The 25,621-nt window shown below is 39.1% G+C and carries 20 protein-coding genes and 3 pseudogenes; 8 read left to right on the top strand and 15 right to left on the bottom strand.

What is annotated here, in order from left to right:
• Position 1: 1 nt before the first annotated feature.
• Together BZG42_RS04430 and BZG42_RS04425 are read right to left on the bottom strand one after the other, a co-directional pair.
• Positions 2-1,662: pseudogene (locus tag BZG42_RS04430) on the bottom strand (recombinase family protein).
• 162 nt (positions 1,663-1,824) lie between these two features.
• The gene (locus tag BZG42_RS04425; RefSeq protein ID WP_227984757.1) at positions 1,825-2,055 is read right to left on the bottom strand and encodes a GNAT family N-acetyltransferase; all 231 of its coding nucleotides are present in this window, start codon (positions 2,053-2,055) and stop codon (positions 1,825-1,827) included.
• A gap of 356 nt (positions 2,056-2,411) precedes the next feature.
• Here BZG42_RS04425 and BZG42_RS04420 point away from each other — a divergent pair, with 356 nt between their 5' ends.
• Complete coding sequence (locus BZG42_RS04420) at positions 2,412-3,953, top strand: ATP-binding cassette domain-containing protein (RefSeq protein WP_120171612.1); 1,542 nt, start codon at positions 2,412-2,414, stop codon at positions 3,951-3,953.
• Positions 3,954-5,237: 1,284 nt separating this feature from the next.
• Here the strand turns inward: BZG42_RS04420 and mutY are convergent.
• The 8 genes and pseudogenes from mutY to BZG42_RS04380 all read right to left on the bottom strand — a co-directional run bounded on the left by mutY (position 5,238) and on the right by BZG42_RS04380 (position 13,833).
• Positions 5,238-6,390: pseudogene (gene mutY / locus BZG42_RS04415) on the bottom strand (A/G-specific adenine glycosylase).
• 237 nt (positions 6,391-6,627) lie between these two features.
• Positions 6,628-7,020, bottom strand: coding sequence for a PaaI family thioesterase (locus BZG42_RS04410; protein WP_165437150.1), 393 nt, complete (start codon positions 7,018-7,020; stop codon positions 6,628-6,630).
• Positions 7,017-8,747, bottom strand: coding sequence for an ABC transporter ATP-binding protein (locus tag BZG42_RS04405; protein ID WP_155996297.1), 1,731 nt, complete (start codon positions 8,745-8,747; stop codon positions 7,017-7,019). The genes BZG42_RS04410 and BZG42_RS04405 overlap by 4 nt, the downstream gene beginning before the upstream one ends.
• Positions 8,734-10,473 carry an ABC transporter ATP-binding protein gene (locus BZG42_RS04400; protein ID WP_155996296.1) on the bottom strand — a complete coding sequence of 580 codons (1,740 nt, stop codon included), beginning with the start codon at positions 10,471-10,473 and terminating at the stop codon, positions 8,734-8,736. The genes BZG42_RS04405 and BZG42_RS04400 overlap by 14 nt, the downstream gene beginning before the upstream one ends.
• 1 nt (position 10,474) lies before the next feature.
• On the bottom strand, positions 10,475-11,449 hold the full coding sequence (gene pta / locus BZG42_RS04395) for a phosphate acetyltransferase (protein ID WP_024532880.1): 975 nt from the start codon (positions 11,447-11,449) through the stop codon (positions 10,475-10,477).
• A gap of 17 nt (positions 11,450-11,466) precedes the next feature.
• Positions 11,467-12,360: an RluA family pseudouridine synthase gene (locus BZG42_RS04390; RefSeq protein ID WP_024532879.1), complete on the bottom strand. Its 894-nt coding sequence runs from the start codon at positions 12,358-12,360 to the stop codon at positions 11,467-11,469.
• On the bottom strand, positions 12,360-13,178 hold the full coding sequence (locus BZG42_RS04385; RefSeq protein WP_024532878.1) for an NAD kinase: 819 nt from the start codon (positions 13,176-13,178) through the stop codon (positions 12,360-12,362). The genes BZG42_RS04390 and BZG42_RS04385 overlap by 1 nt, the downstream gene beginning before the upstream one ends.
• Complete coding sequence (locus tag BZG42_RS04380) at positions 13,162-13,833, bottom strand: GTP pyrophosphokinase (RefSeq protein ID WP_024532877.1); 672 nt, start codon at positions 13,831-13,833, stop codon at positions 13,162-13,164. The genes BZG42_RS04385 and BZG42_RS04380 overlap by 17 nt, the downstream gene beginning before the upstream one ends.
• Before the next feature lie 239 nt (positions 13,834-14,072).
• Between BZG42_RS04380 and BZG42_RS04375 the strand changes: the two genes are divergently transcribed.
• The 6 genes from BZG42_RS04375 (at position 14,073) to BZG42_RS04350 (ending at position 18,190) form a co-directional block, all read left to right on the top strand.
• Positions 14,073-14,648, top strand: a complete 576-nt coding sequence (locus BZG42_RS04375; RefSeq protein WP_120171606.1) for a CYTH domain-containing protein — start codon at positions 14,073-14,075, stop codon at positions 14,646-14,648.
• Positions 14,649-14,770: 122 nt separating this feature from the next.
• Positions 14,771-15,748 (top strand): ribose-phosphate diphosphokinase, encoded by a 978-nt coding sequence (locus tag BZG42_RS04370; protein ID WP_024532875.1) that lies wholly within the window; start codon positions 14,771-14,773, stop codon positions 15,746-15,748.
• 11 nt (positions 15,749-15,759) lie between these two features.
• A complete protein-coding gene (locus BZG42_RS04365) occupies positions 15,760-16,875 on the top strand; it encodes a cysteine desulfurase family protein (protein ID WP_024532874.1) in 1,116 nt (371 codons plus the stop codon).
• Positions 16,876-16,877: 2 nt separating this feature from the next.
• Entirely contained in the window at positions 16,878-17,222 is a 345-nt protein-coding gene (locus BZG42_RS04360; protein WP_024532873.1) for a DUF1831 domain-containing protein, read from the top strand.
• A gap of 2 nt (positions 17,223-17,224) precedes the next feature.
• Positions 17,225-17,428 (top strand): DUF4649 family protein, encoded by a 204-nt coding sequence (locus tag BZG42_RS04355; protein ID WP_024532872.1) that lies wholly within the window; start codon positions 17,225-17,227, stop codon positions 17,426-17,428.
• Positions 17,429-17,551: 123 nt separating this feature from the next.
• The gene (locus tag BZG42_RS04350) at positions 17,552-18,190 is read left to right on the top strand and encodes a redox-sensing transcriptional repressor Rex (protein ID WP_024532871.1); all 639 of its coding nucleotides are present in this window, start codon (positions 17,552-17,554) and stop codon (positions 18,188-18,190) included.
• Between the two features lie 401 nt (positions 18,191-18,591).
• On the opposite strand, the gene radC is transcribed toward BZG42_RS04350, so the two are convergent.
• The 3 genes from radC to gyrA form a co-directional block, all read right to left on the bottom strand.
• Entirely contained in the window at positions 18,592-19,272 is a 681-nt protein-coding gene (gene radC, locus BZG42_RS04345) for a RadC family protein (protein WP_155996295.1), read from the bottom strand.
• A gap of 190 nt (positions 19,273-19,462) precedes the next feature.
• Entirely contained in the window at positions 19,463-20,209 is a 747-nt protein-coding gene (locus BZG42_RS04340; protein WP_024532869.1) for a class A sortase, read from the bottom strand.
• A 6-nt stretch (positions 20,210-20,215) separates the two neighbouring features.
• The gene (gene gyrA / locus BZG42_RS04335) at positions 20,216-22,660 is read right to left on the bottom strand and encodes a DNA gyrase subunit A (protein ID WP_155996294.1); all 2,445 of its coding nucleotides are present in this window, start codon (positions 22,658-22,660) and stop codon (positions 20,216-20,218) included.
• Between the two features lie 187 nt (positions 22,661-22,847).
• On the opposite strand from gyrA, the gene BZG42_RS04330 reads away from it, so the two are divergent.
• The gene (locus BZG42_RS04330; protein WP_024532867.1) at positions 22,848-23,831 is read left to right on the top strand and encodes an L-lactate dehydrogenase; all 984 of its coding nucleotides are present in this window, start codon (positions 22,848-22,850) and stop codon (positions 23,829-23,831) included.
• Positions 23,832-24,027: 196 nt separating this feature from the next.
• Here BZG42_RS04330 and BZG42_RS04325 read toward each other — a convergent pair.
• Positions 24,028-24,354 (bottom strand): annotated as a pseudogene (locus tag BZG42_RS04325) (transposase).
• Positions 24,355-24,666: 312 nt separating this feature from the next.
• Positions 24,667-25,620: an ABC transporter permease gene (locus BZG42_RS04320; protein ID WP_024531708.1), complete on the bottom strand. Its 954-nt coding sequence runs from the start codon at positions 25,618-25,620 to the stop codon at positions 24,667-24,669.
• Between the last annotated feature and the right edge of the window lies 1 nt (position 25,621).

The following is a 25,621-nucleotide window of genomic DNA, read 5'->3' as shown; positions in this document are numbered from 1 at the left end:
TCTATGGCACTTGACAGTTGCCTATAAAATTAAAGTATACATCAACTTGTTGTTTTCGGTCTTTGCCTTGTCTTCCTCCCATTGCTTCATGGACTACTACTTTTTCTATATACTCATTTATCATTGGTACGGTCAGTTTTTCAATATCTGTATATTTCTCTATCATCTTTAGAAATTTATCGGTATCAACTTTTCTCTGATAATAGCTTTCAATTTCTTGTTTAAAATACTGTATTTGCTTTTCTAAGTCTTGTTGCTCCGTATCATAAGTATTAAATAATCTGTCAAAATGTTTTACGGGAATTTTTCCAAGTGCGTGGTCTTCATATAGCTTTGTAATGAGGGTTGTTAATTCTTCATTTCTTGATGACAGTTTTTCTAACTTCTCTTTATCCTCTTGATATTTTTCTTCTCTTTTTTCGTCAGATAACTTGTTCATCACTTTTAGAAATTCTTGTTTATCTTCTTTTGCAAAATCTGTGATTTCTCTGATTGATTTTAGGAGAATTTCATTCACTGTTTTTACTTTGATATAGTGCATACTGCAAGTGCCTTTTCTGTGTCTGTAATGTTGACATACAAAAGAGTAATCACAATCATATTTCTTTTCTTTATGTTCTGCCGGCTCTCTGTAACTTAATTTACCTCCACAATCTGCACAGATTAAAAGTCCTGTAAATGGGTGTGAGGTTGTTCCGTATTTTGGACTTCTTCTTACCATTTTTCTTAGCCTTTGAGCATTGTTCCATGTTTCTTCGTCAATGATAGCTTCATGGGTGTTTTTGAAGATAATGAGTTCATCTTCTTTTGCCTTTCTTCGCTTCTTGGTTTTGTAATCAAGGCATATTGTTTTACCAAGTATAGTGTGTCCCATATATTCTCTTTTTTCTAAGATATAGCCTACTGTGGTCGGTGTCCAAAAATATGGGTCTTCTATTCCTCTTTTCTTTGAACTATGGTTATTTTTAGGATAGTGTATTTCTGCATAAGCTGATGGGATAAGGACTTTATCTTTGGTTAGTATATCTGCTATCTGTGTTACTCCATATCCCTCTATTACAAGATGGTAAATGCGTTTTACGACCTTTGCACTCTCTTTATCGACAAGTAGCTCCTGTTTGTTCTTTGGGTTTCTAAAATAGCCGTATGGAACGCTTGGAGATACTCTTTTGCCTTCTTCCATTCTTGCTCTAAAGATAGACTTATTTTTCTTGAGGTATCTCTTGCATACCATTCGTTCATGATGTTTAGAAATGGGGTAAAGTCGCTTTCTGCTTGTTTTTCGCTGTCTATTCCGTTATTGATGGCGATAAACCTTACTCCCTTTTCTTTGAAAAGTATTTCGGTGTAAAATCCTACTTTGAGGTAATCTCTGCCAAACCTACTCATATCTTTCACTATCACAGTAGATACTTTGTTTTCTTCTACTGCTTTTATCATTTTTTGAAATCCCTCTCTATCAAAGGTTGTTCCGCTTACTCCATCATCGGTATAGTGATAAATATTTATAAAGCCGTTTCTTTTGGCATAGCTTTCAAGTAACTGCTTTTGATTGGTGATGGAATTGCTTTCTCCTTGCATTTCAGGGTCTGACCCTTGGTCATCATCACGGCTTAAACGCTCATAAAGTGCTGTTTGTCCTGTTCTTTTCGTATTTGACATGAGAATTACCTCCTTTCCAAGTTTTTGTTATTTTCTCTGTCCCTAAAAGGTTAATCCTTTTTTATCCATATAAATATAATTTTTCTTATCTTGGTATTTCTCTGATGGCTAATAAGAGATTTTCCCCAGCTGAATGACCAATAATCTTGATGTCTTATTGTATTACCTTCTTATAGGACCAGCCTTTTGCAGTTTTTTTACAGCTATAAAGCCACATTTTTCAAATAACTTACGAGAGCCTTCATTCCAATCGTAAATTTCTTCGACAATTATTTCTTTAAAATTCAGTTCTTTGGCCCGCTCAATCATACGCTCTAGCACCTTAAAGCCAAGTCCCTTTTTCCAATAACGCTTATCACCTATCAAAGCCCTTAAAATCGTTTTGATATTCAAAAACTATAGGCTTGACAGGTCTATTCAGACATGATATACTAAATGAAAATTGTAATTGTGGGGTAAGGAGAAATGGACAGTAACAAGTAAACCTATGCTCAATGAATATCATCTGGATATAGAAACGATGTCGAGATACCTAAAACCTAAACAGTCTGGAGATTGTTTGTTTTGGAACTGGACGAATGGTTTCCTATCATTTTGATTTTCGAGAGCATCAAACTAAGTTCTACGCTTATTTGGTGGTTTTCTTGTGTCTTTTTTCTGCACTCTCTATTCTCCGGATAGGGTCTTTTTGAGCGGATGCACATACACTACCAAATAGGTAGTGTATTTTGTCTTGTAAAGGAGGCTCTATGCTACTAACTACTCAACACCTCTCCCTTGACCATCAAAAAGATCTACGAAACTTGGTACAGGATCTAAATTTAATTGTTAATCCTGGCGATAAAGTGGCTATTATAGGAGAAGAAGGAAATGGTAAATCCAGTCTGCTACAAGCTCTAATGGACTCATCACTAGTTGCTCACTATCTACTCATGACTGGTACTATACAGAGAAATTTTCATTCCTTTATCTACATTCCTCAAAGTATTTCCAAAGAAATAGCAGAGCTAACTCTGAACGACTACTTCTTTGGGGATATGGATGCCAATTTGGATTATGGTTTACTTTATCTCTACGCTGAGCAGCTCCAATTTGACAGCAACCGTTTTGCTAGTCAACAGATTATTGCTAGCCTGTCAGGGGGAGAAAAGCTAAAAATTCAATTGATTAAATCACTAGCCAGTCCTGCGGAGCTTATTTTCCTAGATGAACCATCTAACGATCTAGACTTGGATACCTTGCTTTGGTTGGAAAATTACATCATAACCAGCTCTCAGGCAATCATCTTTGTCTCTCACGATGAGGACTTTCTTGCTAAAACAGCTACAAAGGTTATCCATTTGGAATCCGTCAAGAAAAAAACGCTTGCCCAGACACAAGTTCGACAAGTTGATTATCAGAACTACAGTCGACAACGTCAGGAAGCCTATCAGAAACAAAAGCAACAGGCTCAAAATGATCGCAAGGAATTTGATAAAGTCATGGCTAAACACCTACGACAGAAATCTCAGGTTCGCGATACTCTATTAAAAACCCACGATGCGACTCTGGGGCGCTTGATTGCTAAAAAAATGAAAAATGTTCTCTCTCATGAAAAACGCTATGAGAAAATGAAAGAAAATCTGACTCAGGTTCCCTTTCACGAAGATACCATCGCTCTATTTTTCTCAGATATTTCTCCCCTTCCACCAAGAAAGCAACTCTTACAATATGAGAATTTTAAACTAGAAATAGGCGACCAGATACTAGCTAAGCAGATTCATTTTTACCTAAATGCCCAAGATAAAATCGGAATTATCGGCTCCAACGGGATAGGAAAATCAACCTTTCTCAACATTCTCTATCAGCAACTCAGCCAACGACCAGATATTATATTGGGTTATATGCCTCAACATTATGAAGATTTACTGGATGAATCTGTTTCACCTCTCACATTTCTATCACCTCAGGGTAACCGTGAACAAGAGCAAATCATTTTGACACATCTTGCCAGTCTCCAATTTACCCGTCAAGAAGTTCATCATAAAATTAGTGAATTGTCTGGTGGACAAAAAGCCAAGCTGCTGTTACTCAAAATGGTGCTTGATCGTGCAAATTTCCTCCTGCTAGATGAACCTAGTCGCAACTTCTCACCGACATCTCAACCCTATATTCGACAATTATTTACAAATTACTCTGGCGGTCTAGTCTGCGTTTCCCATGATAGACGGTTTCTAAGAGAAGTTTGTAATAAGATTTATAGATTAACAGAAAAAGGATTGGAAGAAATCGAATTAGAAAATTTGGAATGATTCTGAATACACAGATGTGAAAGGGTATATTTTAAGAGGTATAACACTCTAAATACTCCCATATACTTTATACCATGATTATCAATCATCCTCTATACCAAAAAGAAAGTTCCAGAATGTAAGCCTAATCAAGTGGCTATTCTGGAACTTTTTCAATATACTTCTTTACTATTTATCACAATCAATCTCCGCCACGGCTGTTCATCTGTCCGCTATCGCTTCAACAAAAGACTGATCTTGTTTAAAGGCACTTTACATCATGACTGTAAAGTAATTTAGCCAAAGTCATTTGCCATCATTTTTTGAATTGAGATAGGTATATATAAAACTCGTACTTATGGCTAAAGTGGTCCACCATTTAAAATCTAAATCTAGTAGTGAAAATATGAGAAAACTACCAAACAAAGATAATAAAATATAAATAATAATTATAAAATTTTTCTTCAAGACAATCACCACTCAAAGTTGATTCTACCATTTCCTGGATATTTATCATGGTTATCCCAATATTTAGCAATATGATAACCAAGAGAGGTTAAGTTTAAAGCATCATCCAAAACTCTGCTTTCTTTAATTTTGTCTTTGCTTGGTGTTTTCCAACTTTAGCAACCATTGCTACAAGTTCTCTAAACCGACATCAGTTAAAATACTCATTTCATCTTCTTGTGAATCAAAAACTAAGTGGGGGCTACCCAAAGGGTAGCACTTCTATGAAGTAGATACTAACACAATGTTTGTCTTTAATCTGGGAAACACAACCACCCCTTCTCATATCTAAAAACGGAAAAGTTCATTACCGTCATTCGGCGATAAGTTAATGATTAAATAATTATTCTGCTACCCTTATGTCTGTAATTGTCCTCGTACTATTTGCTTAAAGCATGGAGATTGCTTACTATAACGAAAATCACTAGAGGTCTTCATGATTTTCCGTGATTATATTCCAAAATTTTTTTCTTTAATACAGTGGTTACCAAACGATTAGTCTAGCCTACTTTTGATTGAACTGGGTAGCAAGGCTAAACAACGAATTCATGCTGCGCATTTGATAATAGGTATACAAATAGATATATAAAACAGGGGTAATGAACTTTTCCTCTATTAGCTGCCTCCCTTTTTTATTGGAGAAGGCGAGCCAGTAGTCTTCATCATTGAACGCTTTCAGACTCCTTTCTTTAGGTCAGATGGCGTTCGACATCTCAAATGACATATCTCCTTTTCAATTAGATTATACCACGTTTGTAAAACGCTTTCAAACATTTATACGCTCTAAACGCTACTTTTTTATCTTTCTTTTCCACGGAGAAAGGAATCCCACATCTTCTGCTGTGGTTTAGCAAAAGGATAAGAATGAAAATCCTCCACAGATACCCACCTAATTTCTCGATTGGTTGGGAGTTGGGCTGTCCTTGCTAGACCTTCTGTTAAATCTATCTGCCATTTGCGGTGACTAAAAACATGTTGAACGGAGTCAAATTCTTGCTCTTGCCAATCGATGGTTAGTCCATAAAGTTCCGTAAAGCTCTGCCGAATATCTGGTTGAATAGGTTCTTCTGCTATTTCAAAAAGAGATACCTGCTTGTCTACGATTGTCCCTTTTTTCAAAAGTGGAAAGGACCAAAAACCGGATAAAAGTCCTGCATCTGTGTTTTTTTTCCAGCAAAAATTGATTGTCCTTATTTCTGATAAGAAATCCGTGATAGGCTACAGGCAAGGGCTTTTTCTTTGGAGCTTTGATAGGATATTTATCCATTGTTCCGTTGAGATAGGCCGCACTAAATTCCTTGACTGGGCTATCTTCTGGCCGGGGATTCACCGGGGATTCAATATCAGAACCCAAATCCATCAGAGCTTGGTTGAAATCTCCTGGTCTATCAGGATCAATCAAAAGCTCCATCATAGCTTGAAAAATCTTACGATTTGCCGGCAAACCTATATCGTAATTTACCTCAAACAGACGACTGAGAACCCGCATAACATTACCATCTACAGCAGGTTCTGGTAAATCAAAAGCAATACTTGCAATAGCCCCAGCAGTGTAGGGACCGATTCCTTTTAATCTGGAAATTTCTGCATGCGTTTTTGGAAAGTGGCCACCAAAATCTGCGACCATCTGTTGAGCAGCTTTTTGCATGTTCCGAACACGTGAATAGTAGCCCAAGCCCTCCCAAAGTTTAAGTATGACTTCTTCTGGAGCAGCAGCTAGATCACTGATAGTCGGCAAATGGTAGAGAAATCGTTCATAATAGGGAATCACAGTATCTACCCTAGTCTGCTGAAGCATGACTTCTGATAGCCAAATAGCGTAAGGATCTCTTGTTCTTCGCCAAGGAAGGTCACGTTTATTCGCATCGTACCAATCCAAAAGTGCCTTGCGAAAAGCTACAATCTTCTCTTTCGGCCACATTTCTATTTCATATTTTTTCAAATCTAACATATACCTAGTATAGCATAAAGTAGATAAACTGGGGACTGCTGTAGTCTCTCAGTTTATCTTTTTGTATATAATTTATAGCAATCTATAGAAATGTCTTGCTACCGTAAGTTCTCCTTCTAAAACCTTCCACACTTTGTTTTTCAACTTAATGCTCAGCTAAAGGTAGCTTTTCAAACCATTTGTATCCTTAGAACTATGATTTGTTGCCTGATACTCAGTAACGAAGCACCTGCTAATTTATTCTACTTTCCCTGTCACAAACATGGTAAAACTCGCTGTCGCTATCAACTTTTTATCTTGATTTTGTATCATTACTTCAACAACCTTTGTCCTGCTACCATCATGGATACAGCGACCAGTTACTGATAGGGTATCTTCTAGCTTTGCTGCTTTCATGTAATGAATATTGGACTGAAGAGTGACTGAGTACACTCCACCTGCAACAGTTGTCAATCCAGCTACAGAATCTGCCAAGGTAAAAAGATAACCACCGTGCGCCATACCATATGGATTCAGCGATTTTTCAGTGACTTTAGCAGTCAATAACACTTCACGTTCGTTAATTACTTCGGTCTGGTAATCATCCAGAGCTGTGATAGGGGTTAATTTCAATTTATCTATCAAGTTCATTCTCCTTCTGCTTGCTGACTCATCTGCATCTTATAATAAATACCCTGACGAGCCATTAACTCTATATGATTCCCCTGTTCTACAATTTTTCCGTCAACCATAACTAAGATCAAATCTGCCGATTGAATAGTGGATAATCTGTGAGCAATAATGAAGCTGGTTCGTCCTTTCATCAATTTTGCAAAGGCTTCTTGTACCAAAATCTCAGTTCTTGTATCAATGGAGGAGGTTGCTTCATCCAAAATTAGGATTTTAGGAATTTTAATGAAGACACGCGCAATGGATAGGAGCTGACGTTGTCCTTGAGATAGGGAACGTCCTCCATCCGTTAAAATCGTATCATATCCTTGTGGCAATTGACGAATGAAAAAGTCAGCATTGGCTGCTTTGGCTGCCTCTATAACTGATTCTCGTGTAGCATTGGGATAACCATAGGAGATGGTATCATGGATTGTTCCCGACTTTATCCATGTTTCTTGTAATACCATCCCAATTTGCTTTCGGAGTTCCTCACGACTGTACTGACTAATCGGAACGCCATCTAACACAATCTGACCTGCTGTCACATCGTAAAAGCGCATGAGCAAGTTAATCATTGTAGATTTGCCTGCTCCAGTTGGTCCAACAATAGCTACCTTCTGACCTGATTTGACTTGAATATCCAGATGTTCAATCAGGGAACGGTCACTGCGATATGAAAAGGACACATTTTCAAAAGAGACAACTCCTTTCAACTCCTCGGGATTGATTGTTCGCTCTGCCTGTTCTGCCAAACCATCTAAAGCTAAAATAGTAAATAATCTATCTGCGCAAGCCAACGCGCTCTGCAACTCTGAAAGGACCGAAGAAATATCATTAAAGGGTTTACTATACTGACTAGCATAATGGAGGAAAGTTGTCAAAGATCCAACGGTAAAGTTTCCCATCATAATCCGTAAAGCCCCAAGTCCTGCAAGAAAAGCATAAATGACAGCGTTGATGAAACGAGTGCTGGGATTGACGGTCGAAGAAGCAAAAATAGCCTGCTGAGAATAGGTTGCATAGCTATCATTGACAGACTGAAAGTCACTTGCAAGCTGATCTTGAGCATTAAAGGATTGAATGAGAGTCAATTGGTTTATAGACTCTTCTAGAAGTTGAGATTGCCGTCCACGTGCCTGAGTCTGTTTTCTATAGTAACCATAACTTTTTTTAGCGATATAGCGTGAAACCAGGAGTGAAACCGGAGTCAAAGCAACTACCAATAGCATCATCGTCAAATCCAGTCCTGCCATGGTAAAAATAGTAAAGATAATCGTCAAAACTCCAATAAAAAATTGGTTGAAAATCATCAACAATCCATTGGTCAGTTGTTCACTATCGCTTGAGAAACGGGCAACCAGATCCCCTACAGACTGACTATCTAAATAAGATAAAGGCATATGATGAAGTTTGACATAGACCTGTTCTCTCAAATTTGTCACTATACCATAGACCAAACGATTGGTTATTAGAGGCAGCCACCACTGAACCATGGTATTCAGCAGAATAAGAAGCAACATCCGCTGAACAATCTTAAATAAGAATTGGCTATCCGCTAAAAGTGTAGCATCTACCGCTTGACCAATTAAAATCGGTAGATAAACCGTCAGCACAACCTGTACAAAGGTTCCAATCAGAAGCAAGCTGAGTCTTAAAGGTTGTTTCACAACCAATTTTACAAGACCTTTAAAACTAGATTCCTGCATGATGACTAACCTCCTCGACTTCTTGTGACTGATTGATTTCTTGGTAAACCGCTGAGATTCTTAGCAAATCCTCATGACGACCAAGCCCCACTTGCTGTCCTTGATCTAATACTAAAATTTGATCCGCCAACCGCAAACTATTGGTCCGCTGCGATACCATTATCAAGGTTTTTTCAGGTAAATGTTTGCGAATAGCAGATAAGAGACGACTTTCTGTCATATAGTCCAAAGCCGAAGTTGCATCATCTAGTATCAATACCGATGCCTGCTGTAAAACGGCACGCGCAATGGTTAGACGCTGACGTTGACCTCCAGAAAAGTTCTTACCAAATGCTTCAACTGGACTCTCCAAACCTCCCTTTTCCTCAATAAAATCTCTAGCTTGAGCAATGTCTAAGGCAGCCCACACATCACTATCAGAAACCTGTTTAAGCCCCAATGATAGATTAGAACGGACAGTGCCAGCAAAAAGCTGAGCCTGCTGGGGAACCAAGGCTAACTGCTGTCTCCAAAGCCTCAAATTTTCTGGATTCCCCCCATCTATAAACAAGGATAACTGATCAGCTGGCACTGGATAGAGAGCCTGCAATAAGTCTACCAGTGTAGACTTACCAGCACCTGTACCACCAATAATTCCCATAAATTGCCCCTTATACAAGTTAAAAGTAATATCTAACAAAGAGGCTTCCGATGACCGAGGGTAGGAAAAAGAAAGATGTTGGACAGAAAAAATAAGGTTCCTATCTTTACAGGTTATCTTGGGTAATGGAGCTTCTATATCTTCTGATTCTTGCTCAAACACCTCTTGAATTCGCTGAGCTGAAATGTAAGTCTGATTGAGGGTTGAAACCACCATCACCATCTTGACCAATTCCACTAAAATTTGTAAAAGGTAATTGATGAGAGCAACCAGCATCCCTTGTTCCAATCCATTACTAGAAATCGCCTCATTTCCCTGCCATATCAAAACCACCAAGGTGATATTGACTACTAAAAATGTTAGTGGCGATAAAAGACTGGACCAAAAGCCAGCTTGTAACTGCTGCTTTTCATACTCTTGATTGATTGTCTGAAATGCCTTGATTTCACGCTCTTTCTGCCCAAAAGCACGAATAACTCGCCAACCTGTCATAGTTTCACGTACTTGACCGACCAAACTATCTAATTTTTTTCGCAAGCTTTGATAAATACGGCTGGTAATCAAGGAGATACCTGTCACAAGCACAAGCAAGATAAAGATCATCCCCATAAAATAAAGAGACAGACTAGGACTGAGATAAAAGGCCATGATAAGGGCACCAAATACCACAATCGGAGCACGCAAAAACAAACGTAAAAAAATATTGATTCCCGTCTGAATCTGTAAGGTATCGCTTGTTAATCGAGTCAGTAAACTTGAAGAAGATAGCCTATCTCGACTAGATTTGGGAAGGGAAAGCACCTTTTGATACAAATCTTCCGTTAACTCTTTTGTCACTCCAACTGCCACTTTAGCTGAAAAATATTGTGCCACAAGCGCAACAACAACTCCGATACCAGCAAAAGTAACCAGCAAAAAAAGCATAGCAACCAGGTCTCCCCGGCTGCCATTTGGAATAATTGTATCAACGATATTGGCAATAATCAATGGTACTAGAAGTTCAAAACAGGCCTCTAATAGTTTGAAAAATGGACCAAGTATGGATTCCTTTGTATAATCCTTAAAATATCGTGATAAAAATTTCATATTAACGGTGCTCCAAGGCTTGAACCGCAGTAATCAAGGTCAAATTGTAAACATCATCCGGATTACAACCACGAGACAGGTCGTTTACAGGCTGATTAAGTCCCTGCAAAACAGGACCAACTGCAGCAAAACCACCCATACGCTCTGCAATCTTGTAACCAATATTACCTGCTGAGATACCTGGGAAAATAAATACTGTTGCCTGACCTGCTACATTTGAACCTGGTGCCTTCAACTTTCCAGTCGTTGGAACAAAAGCTGCATCAAATTGCAATTCCCCATCCAAATCTAACTCTGGACGCAATTTCTGAGCAATCTTGGTCGCTTCTACAACCTTATCAACCTTAGGCCCTGAACCTGAGCCCTTTGTCGAATAGCTGAGCATGGCCACTTTGGGATCAATACCAAACATCTTAGCAGTACGAGCCGAGTTAATCGCAATCTCTGCAAGTGTTTGAGCATCCGGGTCAATGTTAATCGCACAATCACCAAAAATATAACGTTCTTCACCTTTGACCATCAAGAAAGCTCCCGACGTCTTAGACACTCCTGGCTCGGTTTTGATAATCTGGAGGGCTGGACGAACTGTTGAAGCTGTAGAATGAATGGCACCTGAAACCATTCCTTCTACAACCCCCATATAGACCAGCATCACACCGAAGTAGTTCACATCTTTCAACAATTCATGTGCTTGTTCTTCAGTCACTTTGCCCTTACGGCGCTCCACCAATGCTGCTACCATCTCATCATACTTGTCATAGTGAGCAGGGTCAATAATTTCAAAACCTTCTGTAATCCCTTCGATGTCTAGGTAAATTTTAATACGTTCAGGGTTTCCAAGCAAGACTGGTACTACATCTGATTCATTAACCAAACGCTTTGTCGCTTGCAAGATGCGTGGTTCTTCGCCTTCTGGCAATACGATACGAACTTTTTTACCCTCTAGCTTTATAGCTAATTGCTCAAAAATTTTCATGAACAAACTCCTTAAAATTATTTACTTGTTAACTGATTGATAATAGCCTGAAAATCATCTGGAAGGGGCACTTCCAAATCAATCCTTTCGGCTGAAAAAGGATTGTCAAAGACCAAATGATGACAATGCAGAGCCTGACGCTCTATCCCACATTCTAAACTCCCTCCATACATGTCATCTCCCAGCAATGGAAAACCAATGTGAGCAAAATGAACACGAATTTGATGCGTTCGACCTGTATGGAGTTGAATATCTACTAAATGAATGTCATTCCATGATTGGACAACACGATAGGAAGTATGGGCATACTTCCCCGTATTGGTCACACAGCGAGTAATAATACTATCTTCTGGTCGCCCAATCGGAGCAATAATATCACCTTGAACTTTCAAGACTCCATTTCCCTTGATTAGAGCATAGTAACGTTTCTGAATCGATTTCGCCTGCAACTGTTTATCCAGACGAGCATGGGCATAGCCATGCTTTGCAAACAGCATCACACCAGAAGTATCTCTATCCAGACGCGTTACAATGTGAACCTGCTTATTTTCATAATCCTGAGCAATCAAGTATCCCTTGACAAAATTAGCAATCGTTGAGGAATGTAAAACAGATGGAATTGATGCATAACCAACTGGTTTATTGATAGCCAAGAAATGGTCATCTTCATAAACAATGTCCAGTGGAAAGGAAATCGGTTTCAAACTTCCCGTAACATCCTCCTCAGCCGGTATATCAATTGTAACTCTATCTCCAATATCAAGCAAGTAAGTTGCATTGCGTTCTATATCGTTGACCCAGATATTGCCACCCATGTACTTAATTTTGGCGAGTAGACTCTTGGAAACACCATATTTTTTAAGAAATGTCTTGATTTTTATATGCTGGTCAGCTATATATTCAAAGCGCATCACTCCACCTCTCCAATAAAAGCATCTTTGACCCTATTCCAAAAACTAGTATGGCTTGAGGTAGCAACAAAATGAATCTTGCTATTATCAATCTGATACTCAATGGTTTTGATATTGTCGTAAGTGAAAGTCTTATTGTCTACTGCAATCGAGTAACGGTCATTGTGTTTAGGCTCTATCACAATCTTATCCTTTTTGGGGACAACAATAGAGGAACCCAACGTTCGATAAACACGATTGTTCAAACTAGCCACCTCAGCAATCTGCAAGGCTTCAATTGTCGGATGTAAGACAGCGCCACCAAGGGACTTGTTATAAGCTGTTGAGCCTGTCGGAGTAGACACCGAAATCCCATCACCTCGAAAACGTTCAAAGGGAACGTTGTTGATGATAATATCTGCGACCATGGTCTTAGATAAGCGCTTGATAGTCGCTTCATTCAGAGCACGCGCCTCAATCGTCCGATCATCTGTCATCTTGACCTTAATATTTAAGATTGGATAGGAAACTCGTGCACCCGTATCAAGCTTGAGATTCTCAATCAGCTTATCAACTTCAAAATCACGATAATCCGTATAAAATCCTAAATGTCCCGTGTGAATACCAACAAAACGGACACGATCAATCAACTTCTCATACTTATGAAAAGCTGATAACAACATCCCATCACCTCCAATAGAGATGACAATATCTGGATTTTTTGCGGTTAAAATAAAATTTGCTTCCCTTAATTTTGTCCACAATTCTCTGGACACTGCTTCACTCTTAGGATTTCGACTTGCAAGCAGAGCGATTTTTTTTCTACCTGTATTCTTCATCTGTATCATCACTATTTCCAACACCATCATTCAGTTTACGATAGCCAGGATCAAATAAGACCTGCGCTTCCTGTATATCGTTGCGGATTTTTCGCATCTCCTCATCTAATTCATAGGCAATTTTCGCTGTAACTTCCAAGCGCTTCTTGATTTCTTCGGGAAAGTTTCCCCTATATTTGTAATTGAGAGAGTGTTCAATCGTTGCCCAAAAGTTCATGGATAGGGTACGAATTTGAATCTCTGCCAAAACCGTCTCATTACCATTTATGGTGTCCACTGGGTACTCAATCACTACATGATAAGAACGATAGCCAGAAGCCTTCATGTGATTGATATAGTCCCGCTCATGAACAATCTGCATATCTTTTCGTTTCCTTAAAATCGCTAGAACTTCTTCTATATCATCAACAAATTGGACCATAATCCGAAGACCAGCAATGTCCTGCATATCTTGAGCAAGATTTTCCAATTTTATGTGTCTCAAGGTCATCTTTTCTTTAATAGACTCAATTGGCTTCACTCGTCCTGTTACAAACTCAATTGGAGAATGCTGATTGGCCTTCCGATACTGCTTACGAATTCCTCGCAATTTGATCTTCAGTTCGCCAACTGTCTGGATGTAAGGGTCTAAAAATTCTTCCCAATTAAAATCCATATGATCCCTTTCTTGTCAAAACTTTTAAATTGTATTATACTCAATAAAAAATCAAAAATAGATGAGCAATAAAGTCAAAGATGGAACTCTACTACTTTTTAAATTTCAAGCAGCAGCTAAAGTCCTCCATCAGATAAGACACTCATCAAGACGAAGTAACAAGATTTCATTTTGATTTTCAAAGAGTGTTAAGATAACACAAAGACTAATCTATTATAACATATGAAAGGGTTTACTGCATGAAAAACCATCTAGAAATCGAGTACAAAACACTATTGACCAAATCGGAATACAAACGCCTCTTGCCTGATTTTTCTGATGTAAATCCCGTTTTTCAAACCAATCACTATATTGATACCCCAGACTTTGATCTGAAAAATAACCGTCTTTCTCTCCGAATTCGTACCTTTGAAGAAATGGCAGAGCTAACATTAAAAATTCCTCAGGAAATTGGCAACCAAGAATACAATCAAGCTCTGGATATTCAGACCGCTAGAGCCTTACTTACACATTTTCAACTTCCAACAGGTCAGATTGCAGATATTATTTCAATCACCGCTATTCCTCTCAATAGACTTGCTGTCTGGGGTAGCTTAACCACTGAGCGCTATGAAAAAGAGACATCTATCGGGCTCATGGCTCTGGATAAAAATGATTATCTTGATCAAACAGACTACGAGCTAGAAGTTGAGGTTACAGATGCCGATGAAGGGAAAATTCTATTTGATGAATTTCTCAAAAAAAAATCTATCCAATTCAAATATGCCAGCAGCAAAGTTGCTCGAACAGCTGCCTATAAAAAATCAGTTCAATAGGACTGATTTTTTATTTCTCTGCTGAAAATTTTTCAATTTTTTGGTAAAATAAAATTATCTATTGTAAAAAATACTTTTATGATCTTCATAAAAGCTCAGTGTATTAAAGGAGTTACTTGAAAATGGTGCAACCTCTCGGTGAACACAACGTAAAATTATTCTCACTCAATAGCAATCGCGACATTGCTGAAAAAATTGCAGAGTCTGCTGGAATTCCTCTTGGGAAACTTTCTTCTCGTCAGTTTTCAGATGGAGAAATCCAAATTAACATTGAAGAATCTGTACGTGGCGTAGATGTTTACATCATCCAATCAACTAGTTATCCGGTCAATAACCACCTGTGGGAACTATTGATTATGATCGATGCATGTAAACGCGCTAGTGCTAACACCGTCACTGCTGTTATCCCTTATTTTGGCTATGCGCGTCAAGATCGTACTGCTTCTCCACGTGAACCAATTACAGCTAAGTTAGTTGCCAATATGCTAGTTAAAGCTGGCGTAGATCGCGTATTAACTCTTGATTTACATGCTTCACAAATCCAAGGTTTCTTTGATATTCCAGTAGACAATCTCCTTACTGAGCCTCTCTTTGCTCACTACTATATGGAAAAAGGTCTTTGCAAAGAAGATGTGGTCATTGTTAGCCCTAAAAACTCAGGTATCAAACGTGCTCGCAATATCGCAGAATTTTTAAATGCTCCGATTGCTATTATTGATTATGCTCAAGATGATTCTGAGCGTTCCGAAGGATACATCATCGGCGATGTGGCTGGTAAAAAAGCGATCTTGGTAGATGACATTCTCAATACTGGTCGCACCTTTTCACAAGCTTCAAAAATTGTACAAGAAGGTGGAGCTACTGAAATTTATGCTGTTGCCAGCCATGGCCTCTTTGCAGGAACAGCCGCGCAGTTACTAGACGAAGCGCCAATCAAAGAAATCCTAGTGACCGACTCTGTTTCTAGCAAGGAGCAACATCCAAAGAACATTGCCTTCTTAACAGCTAGTGACTTAATCGCAAATGCAATTCACCGTATTCAAGAACATCAGCCGCTCAGCCCACTCTTCAAGTTTACTAATCCGATAAAAGAAAACTAGGAGTCTACTTTTTGATTTATTTAGACCATGCAGCAACCACTCCCGCTTCTCCCATTGCTCTCCAACGAATGATGGAAGTTGCTCAAGAAAGTTATGGCAACCCATCCAGTATTCACCATGCTGGCCGCAATGCTAACCAAATTCTTCGTCAGGCACGTCAGGATATTGCCCAAGTTTTAGCTGTTTCGCCCGATCAGCTCATTTTTACCTCCGGCGGTTCCGAAGCGAATAATTTAGCGATCAAGGGTTATGCCCTTGCTCATAAAGATAAGGGCAAACACCTGATTACAACAGCTATTGAACATCATGCCGTCCTTCATACCATGCAGTACTTAGAAGAACATTTTGGTTTTGAGGTAACCTATATTCAGCCGATAGATCAGGTCATCACTGCTCAACAAATAAAAAAAGCCCTACGACCAGATACTATCCTTGTCAGTGTTATGTTCGCCAATAATGAAACTGGGCAACTACTTCCCATTAAGGAAATTGGTCAAGTTCTCTCTGGGCATCAAGCTGTCTTTCATGTTGATGCTGTCCAAGCTGTTGGAAAGGTAGAGCTACACCCGATTGAATACGGGATTGATTTTCTTACTGCTGCAGGCCATAAATTCCATGGCCCGAAAGGAAGTGGTTTTCTATACAGTAAAATTCACCGGTTCGACTCCTTAATCCATGGTGGAAAGCAGGAAGCTCAACATCGAGCAGGAACCGAAAATCTCCCAGCCATTGCTGCTATGGCAACTGCTCTAACGGAGCAAATTACCGAATTAGACAAAAATAGCAACTACATCAGTCAACTCAGAAAACAACTTATTGAAGGGTTACATGGATTAGACTATTATATCAATCAGTCTGGCCCCCATCTCCCCCATATCCTCAATATTGGTTTCCCAGGCAAGCTAAACGAACAACTACTTATGCAATTAGATCTAGTCGGTATTGCTGTATCTAGCGGTTCTGCCTGTACTGCTGGCATTGTTCAAAACAGCCATGTATTGGAAGCTATGTATGGAAAAGAATCTCCTCGGTTGAAGGAGTCTATCCGTATCAGCCTTTCAGAAACCAACACAAAACAAGAAATAGATACTCTTATCGTAGAATTAAAAAAAATAATTGGAGGTTAAAAATGGCATTCCAAAAATCTGTTACCTTGAAAGATTGTAACTTTACTTATCATATTAGTCCTGTTGTCAAAAAATATACACTGCGTGACAATACGTTTGAACAAACCAAAGCAGGACATTATCAACTGACTCGTCTTCTGGAAGAAATTCCAAACTCAAACCAGGGTTTCCTCTTAAAAATTATTATCAATCAGGACTTGACAGGTTTTAAAATCAATATCACAGATAAATCCGGTCTACACTTGGTTAACATTTTTAAACCAGAGAGCAATAAGGTCATTCAGGAAAAGTTTTACTTCCTTATGGATAGCTTGATTGATCGTGACATCTTTACGAAAGAAGCATAAAAATGATTGAAGTCCATTATCGTGATGCTTATAAAAAAGAGCGTAGCCAGACATTTGAAAATAAGGAGGCAGCAGTTTTAGCCTTCTCTGGTTGCCTTACTCTACCGGATTACTATCCTATCTCTAGCATTATCAAAGATGGGAAGGAATTGGATTTCAAAGGAACAATCGGTGACCTCTATCTTTATTTACAGACACTAGACTAAACAGGTTCTCTGTTTGGTCTTTTTTAAAATCAATCTGTTGATTTTTTCACAAACTTGGACTAGAATAGAGGAAAGAATTATTTAACATACGAATCATCGATATAAAAAATAAAGGAGTCCAAAGTGAAAAACGATAAAAAATCAGATATTCCACGCGCTACTGCCAAACGTCTATCCCTTTACTACCGTATTTTCAAGCGTTTTTATGCAGGTAATATTGAAAAAGCTAGTTCTAAAGAAATCGCCGAAGCCATTGGCATAGATTCCGCAACTGTGCGCCGTGATTTTTCTTACTTTGGAGAACTCGGTCGGCGCGGTTTTGGCTACAATGTCAAGGAGCTGATGGATTTTTTTGCGGATATTTTAAACGATACTTCCATTACCAATGTGATATTAGTTGGTGTTGGAAATATGGGACGCGCCTTGCTTCACTACCGCTTTCACGAACGGAATAAAATGAAGATTGTCATGGCATTCGAGGCCGATGACAGCCCTGCGGTCGGCACTATAGACGAAAATATTCCTATTCATGCCATTTCAGATATTAAAGATCGTATTCAAGAGGCCAACTCACAAACAGCTATCTTAACGGTACCGAGCATCAAAGCTCAGGAGGTAACAGACATCCTTGTTGAAGCTGGTATTAAGGGTATCCTCAGTTTTTCACCAGTTAATCTCTCTGTACCAAAAGATGTAGTTGTACAATATGTTGATTTGACTAGCGAGTTACAAACCTTGCTCTACTTTATACGCAAAGGATAATGATTGGTGCATGTCAGAAAATGAACCCACGAATAAAACCTATCGCATGCTGCACTGTCTATCGTGCAGCTAGTTTTTCTAAAAATAACCAAAACCAGTCCTCAAAACATAGACTGGTTTTAAAATTGCTCCACTTGTTTTATTTTAGAACAATTTAATCATGCTCTCTTCAACTCAATATCCCAACTAAAAGTACCTTATCTACTATAACATTTTTATCCATGTTAAAATGATAACTTTGCAATTCAGTTTTTTAATATCATATTTCAAGCTGTTACACCATGATGGACAATCTTACATTTTATTTAAAGCTTTCCTTGTATAGCTCACTATACTACAAAAAGCTCTCTCTTGATTTCCTATGTACGACATTATCCCGTCAAAACTATTAAAACGACTATTTAAAATAACTCACTTTCTTCCCTAAAAGAATAATACCCCTTGCAACCTACAATTAAGTGGTCTAATAAAACCAATCCTAGCGTTTCGCAGGATTTTTTTAAATTCTCTGTGAAAAGTAAATCATTTTTACTAGGTTGCACTGAACCCGATGGATGATTGTGCACGATAATAATAGATGTTGCCATGCATTTGACTGCATAATGCAAAATTTCACGTGGTTCTGCAATACTGCGGTTAACACTACCAATAAAAATAGTCTTTTGACTGATAATCTGATTTTGTGTATTTAGATAAAGAGCAAGCAGATGTTCTTGTTTCTTATCACCGAGTTCTTGGATCATCTTGCGCCCAAGCTTCTCACTACCCAAGATATGTTCATTTAAGAGCAATTCAGACTGGTTGATCCGTTTTCCCAACTCAATCATGGCCTTGATTTCAATTGCTTTCACACGACCGATTCCTGTTAAAGTCTGCAATTCTTCTATAGACAATTCTCTTAAAGCCGCCAAGTTCTCCAAGCGATTTAATAAATTATTGGAAAGAATGGAAACAGGCTCTTTTTTTGTTCCGGTTCGAATAAAAATAGCTAATAATTCTTGATTACTAAGTCGTTCAGCCCCTACTTCCATAAGACGTTCACGAGGGAGCAGAGATTCTTCTTTAAAATCAATTTGATACATAATTTCCTCCTCACTTATTTATTCGTAAGGTGGATAAAAAATAGGGGTGGTACAGAATTAGAATAGTAATTCTGTACCACCCCCACAAAGTTAATTTACTGTATTCGCCTTAAAAACCGACTACCACAGTCTGCACCAATTAGCCACTATCCTACTCGTTAGGAATTAAGAGTGTTGGGGCGAGCCAATCCTATTGACCATAGTCATACTGATTGTAGCTCTTTGTAAATGCATCCAATACTTCCTTTGGTGACTGTTTGTATGGAGTTGTTGACTCAAGAACTCCCTTTACAATGATACGTTCTGTAGCATAATAATCAGTACATGTTACCAAGGTAATCTCTGTTCTTCCAGCAACATCGTCAATAACATGTACACTTTCCGGAGGAACAATCTGCACACTATCGATTACATACGTATAGACGGTTGTCTTATCGGTAATATGAATCTTCATACCATTTTTGGCACGATCAAGCGGTGAGAAAAGAACGTCCGCTGCACCAGTTACTCCAAAAATATGATGACTGGCTAACGCATAATTCCCCTTTCCCATTTCCTGATTTTCCTTCATTGTACCTGCACCGTACATAAGAGAGGTATTAAAGACACCTTTAAAAATAGGAAGATTGATACCAAGTTCTGGAACGGCAATTCCACCAATTACCGGTAGACGCTGTGCTTCCCATTGGGCTTTCAAAATAGCCTCTGTCGAAACGGATTCAACTTGATTAAAATCAAAAGTCGTTTCAGCTTGTTTATTTTTCTCAATATCCTCTGTAGTAACATTTTTGATTTGATATTTATTGGTATTCCATCCAATGATAAAATTACGGATAGGAGCATTAAATATCAAAGCCAGAGAAATCAATACCAATAAAACTGTTAGAAGTTTACGCCAAAAAGAACCCTTTCGCTTCTTCTTTTCACGTTTAGACATGACTGCTTATTCCTTTTCCTCTTTAATCTCAGCAGCTTCAACCAAGGCAAAAGTCATAATTTTCGCTTCATCATTGAGACGCATTACCTTAACACCCATGGTAGAGCGACCGGTTTGTGAGATATTAGCCACACTTGTACGAATAATGACACCAGTATCTGTGATTACCATAATATCCTCAGCACCAGAAACGGTTGTCAGCCCTGCAAGCGGACCATTTTTCTCAGCAACTTTAAGGGTTTTAATCCCCTTACCACCACGTCCTTTTGTAGGGTGCTCACTAGCTGGAGTGCGCTTCCCAAAGCCCTTTTCAGTCAAGACAAGAACTTCTTGTTCATCCGAAATCATGGTAGCTCCAACCAATTGGTCTCCATCACGAAGGGTGATACCACGCACACCTGTTGCTGTTCGTCCCATATTGCGGACGGCTGTTTCCGCAAATCGAACGGAATAACCAAATTTGGTTCCCATGATAACATCTGCCTGCCCATTTGTCAAGAATACGTTAATAAGTTCATCATATTCTTTCAGATTCAAAGCCTTCAAACCGCTCTGACGGATATTAGCAAATTCTGAAACACTGGTACGTTTAACTACACCTTGACGAGTTGCAAAAAATAGGTAACAATCTGCTTCTTGATCTTTCGTCACATTGATAATGGTCTGAATAGACTCGTTCTCTTCTAGCTTGAGCAGATTAACTACCGGAAGTCCCTTGGCAGTACGACCATACTCAGGGATTTCATAACCTTTCAATCGATAAACACGCCCCTTATTTGTAAAGAAAAGGAGACGATCATGAGTACTAGTGGATACCAATTCACGTACAAAATCATCATCTTTAACACCTGTACCTTGTACACCACGTCCACCACGTTTTTGTGCTTGAAACTCATCTTGAGCCAAGCGTTTGATATAGCCTTGGTTTGACAGGGTGATTAGGACATCTGTTTCTTCAATCAGATCCTCATCTTCGAGAGAAAGAACTTCACCAACCATCAATTCTGTACGACGACTATCAGCGTACTTACGCTTCACTTCTTCTAATTCTTCTTTAATGATATAAACAACACGCTCAGGCTTAGCTAAAATATCAGTCAAGTCAGCAATCAAGGCAATCAGTTCATCATATTCGGATTGAATCTTATCACGTTCCAAACCTGTCAGACGACGGAGACGCATATCAAGGATAGCTTGACTTTGACGCTCTGACAAATGAAACTTAGTCATCAATTCAGCTTGTGCAATCGCATCCGTCTCTGAATTGCGAATAATACGGATTACTTCATCAATATGATCAAGAGCAATCAGCAACCCTTCCAAAATATGGGCGCGCGCTTCCGCTTTTTCCTTATCAAACTGCGTACGGCGGGTAACTACTTCTTTTTGGTGTTCAATGTAGGACTCTAAAATCTGGCGAACAGATAAAATCTTTGGTACACCATTTTGAATAGCCAACATATTGAAGCTAAAATTAGTCTGCAGTTGAGTTTGCTTGAAAAGATTGTTCAAGATAACATTAGCAGACGCATCTCTGCGTACCTCAATAACAAAGCGAACCCCCTCACGGTTGGACTCGTCACGAACTGCTGTAATCCCTTCAATACGCTTTTCCTGCACCAGCTTGACGATATGCTCTTGGACCTTGGATTTGTTGACCATGTAAGGAAACTCTGTAACAACAATCCGTTCGCGACCATTTCCATATTCTTCAATCTCCGTGCGAGAACGCAGAACAATGGATCCCTTACCAGTTTCATAGGCACGATGAATACCTGATTTCCCCATAACAAGAGCACCGGTTGGAAAATCCGGACCAGGTAGGACTTCCATGATTTCACGCGTTGTCACCTCTGGATTGTCCATCACCAATTTAACTGCTTCAATTGTTTCTCCCAAGTTGTGAGGAGGAATGTTGGTTGCCATCCCCACAGCAATACCAGTTGTACCATTAACTAATAGATTTGGGAAACGAGCTGGCAATACTTCCGGCTCCCGTTCGCTAGCATCATAGTTGTCGGCAAAATTAACTGTATTCTTGTTAATATCACGAAGCATCTCCAACGCAATCTTGCTCATACGAGCCTCTGTGTAACGTTGGGCAGCAGCACCATCACCATCCATAGAACCAAAGTTTCCATGGCCATCTACCAGCATGTGACGATAACTCCACCATTGCGCCATACGAACCATAGCTTCATAAATGGCACTGTCACCATGTGGATGATACTTACCCATAACATCCCCTGTAATACGGGCAGATTTTTTATGTGGCTTATCTGGTGTAATTCCTAGTTCATTCATTCCGTATAAAATACGGCGGTGCACGGGCTTCAGACCATCACGTACATCTGGAAGAGCACGCGAAACGATAACACTCATCGCATAGTCAATAAAGGATGATTTCATCTCCTTGGTCAGATTAACCGTCACTAAATTCTTATCTTGCATTATATGCCTCTTTCAACAGTCATTGTGCTTCTATTATATCACATTGTGAAGTAAATTTCTTTGTTGGAAATGGCATGTAAACATTTTCAAAACCGCTTTCACAAGTGACAAAAAATACAAAACATGCTAGAATGGATTATGGTTGGGATGAATTCGTCCCCAAATAAAACTAAGGAGATGTTTAGCGATGACTGCAACTAAACAACATAAAAAAGTAATTCTTGTCGGTGACGGTGCTGTAGGTTCTGCTTATGCATACGCTCTTGTCAACCAAGGTATTGGCCAAGAATTGGGTATTATTGATATTAACAAAGACCGCACTCAAGGTGATGCAGAGGACTTGAGCCACGCATTAGCTTTCACATTCCCTAAAAAAATCTATTCTGCTGAGTACTCAGATGCTCATGATGCAGACCTTGTCGTATTGACAGCTGGCTTGCCACAAAAACCAGGTGAAACTCGTCTCGAATTGGTGGAGAAAAACCTTCGCATTAACCAACAAATCGTTACTGAAATTGTTAAGTCTGGTTTCAATGGTATCTTCCTTGTTGCAGCTAACCCAGTTGATGTTTTGACGTATTCAACTTGGAAATTCTCTGGTTTCCCTAAAGAACGTGTTATTGGTTCAGGTACTTCACTTGATTCAGCTCGTTTCCGTCAAGCATTAGCTGAAAAAATCGGTATTGATGCTCGTTCTGTCCATGCCTACATCATGGGTGAGCATGGTGACTCAGAATTTGCTGTTTGGTCTCATGCTAACGTTGCCGGTGTGAAATTGTACGACTGGTTGCAAGACAACCGCGACATTGATGAACAAGGTCTTGTTGATTTGTTTGTATCTGTTCGTGATGCAGCTTACTCCATCATCAATAAAAAAGGTGCTACTTATTATGGTATCGGTGTTGCCCTTGCTCGTATCACTAAGGCAATCTTTGATGATGAAAATGCTGTACTTCCATTGTCTGTTTACCAAGCAGGTCAATACGAAGGTGTCGAAGATGTTTTCATCGGTCAACCTGCTATCATCGGTGCACATGGTATTGTTCGCCCAGTTAACATCCCATTGAGCGAAGCTGAATTGCAAAAAATGCAAGCTTCTGCTAAACAATTGAAAGATATTATTGACGATGCTTTTGCTAAGCCAGAAATTGCAGCAGGTGTTAAAAACTAATCATCAAGCCTGAGAGAGGGTGGACCTAACGGTCTGCCTTTTTCTACTTTCAAGCATAGTCATAACCACCCGTGAAAACGGGTGGCTTGTACACCGGCTATAAGCCGTTTTCCTCCAGCAACACCTAAAGGCGTTCGCTGAACTTCGTTCAGGTTAGTGCTTTTATTACTTGACTAATGCCCGTAACAACGGACTTTTATCGTGTTCTGAATCCGCCATCCGAAAACGGATCTTCATATTCTTTAACACTCAACTTATCAAGTACAATGTCGTCTTTCTCCTGTTCGCGAATGTACTTCGCAACAGTTTTTTCATTTAATCCGACTGTACTGACGTAGTAACCCCTTGCCCAAAACTTTCGATTTCCATACTTATACTTTATATTTGCATAGATGACGGAAAATATCAATCAAGTCTTGTCTTATTTGTAGTAGATAGATTTTCTACGATACTTAGGTGTGAAAACTATATGATATTTGCACATCCATTTAGTATGTGATAAACTGTAACTGGTTTTAGCCATTTCTTTTTCCTCCTTATCTAACCTGAACAATTAGATTATATCAGGAAAAAGAAATGGAAGCTCAAAGCCTTGTCAGGAGCTTGGGACAAAAAGATTTTCAATTTTGAAAATCTCAATTATCAAGTCCTTTAGATTTATAATTGAACAAAAAAAGCGAACAAAACTAGTTTTCTGACAATCAGAATCTTGATTTGTTCGCTTTTTATATATGAGATTGGACTATTGTCCCAACCTCTTTTCTTGTTTTTCTCTACGAGAAAAACTGGCTCGAAGCCATAAATAAAAATCTCAACCGAAGTTGAGATTATATGATTACTTAGACTTGATGTAGTTAATTCCATCTGCTTTAGGAGCTACTGCTTTACCAAAGAAGGCAGATAGCGCAATCACTGTCACAAGATAGGGTGCAATTTGAAGATAAACAGTTGGAATATCCTTCAAACCAGGCAACTGACTACCAATTACTGCCAAACTTTGTGAAAGTCCAAAGAATAGACTAGCAAGCATGGCACCGATCGGGTTCCATTTACCAAAGATAACTGCCGCTAAGGCTATAAAACCTGAACCAACAATTGTCGTAGCAGAAAAATTGATATTAACTGACTGGGCACTTACGGCACCACCAACACCACCTAGAAAACCAGCTAGCAAAACCCCTGCATAACGCATGGCATAGACATTGATACCTAAGGTATCTGCAGCTTGTGGGTGTTCACCCACTGAGCGAAGACGCAAACCAAACTTTGTTTTATAGAGGACAAACCATGCCACAAAGGCTGTTGCAATGGCAACATACCCCATCAAACTAGTATTTTTGAAGAAAATATCTCCGATGATAGGGATGTCAGCCAAGATAGGGAATGAAAACTTCCCAAATGATTGTGTTATGCTATCAGTCTGTCCCTTGTGATACATAACTTTTACAAGAAAGACGCTTAGCGCAGGTGCAAGCAAATTCAGTACAGTACCAGACACAACATGATCCGCACGGAAGTTAATCGTTGCCATCGCATGGATAGCAGCAAATAGGATACCGGCTAAACCACCGACCAAAACTGCCACCAATGGAGTCGCTTTACCAAAAGTTTCTGCAAACTCAATGTTGAATACAACACCAGCAAAGGCACCAATCACCATGATTCCTTCTAGACCAACGTTTACGATACCACCGCGCTCAGAGAAAACTCCTCCAAGACTGGTAAAAATCAAAGGTGCAGAATAAATCAGCATTTGCGAAATGAGTAAGGCAAGCATTGAAACATTCATC

The organism is Streptococcus sp. DAT741, assembly GCF_009866825.1.
Taxonomy (GTDB): Bacteria; Bacillota; Bacilli; order Lactobacillales; family Streptococcaceae; genus Streptococcus; species Streptococcus ruminantium.
This window is presented reverse-complemented; position numbering and strand designations above follow the sequence as displayed.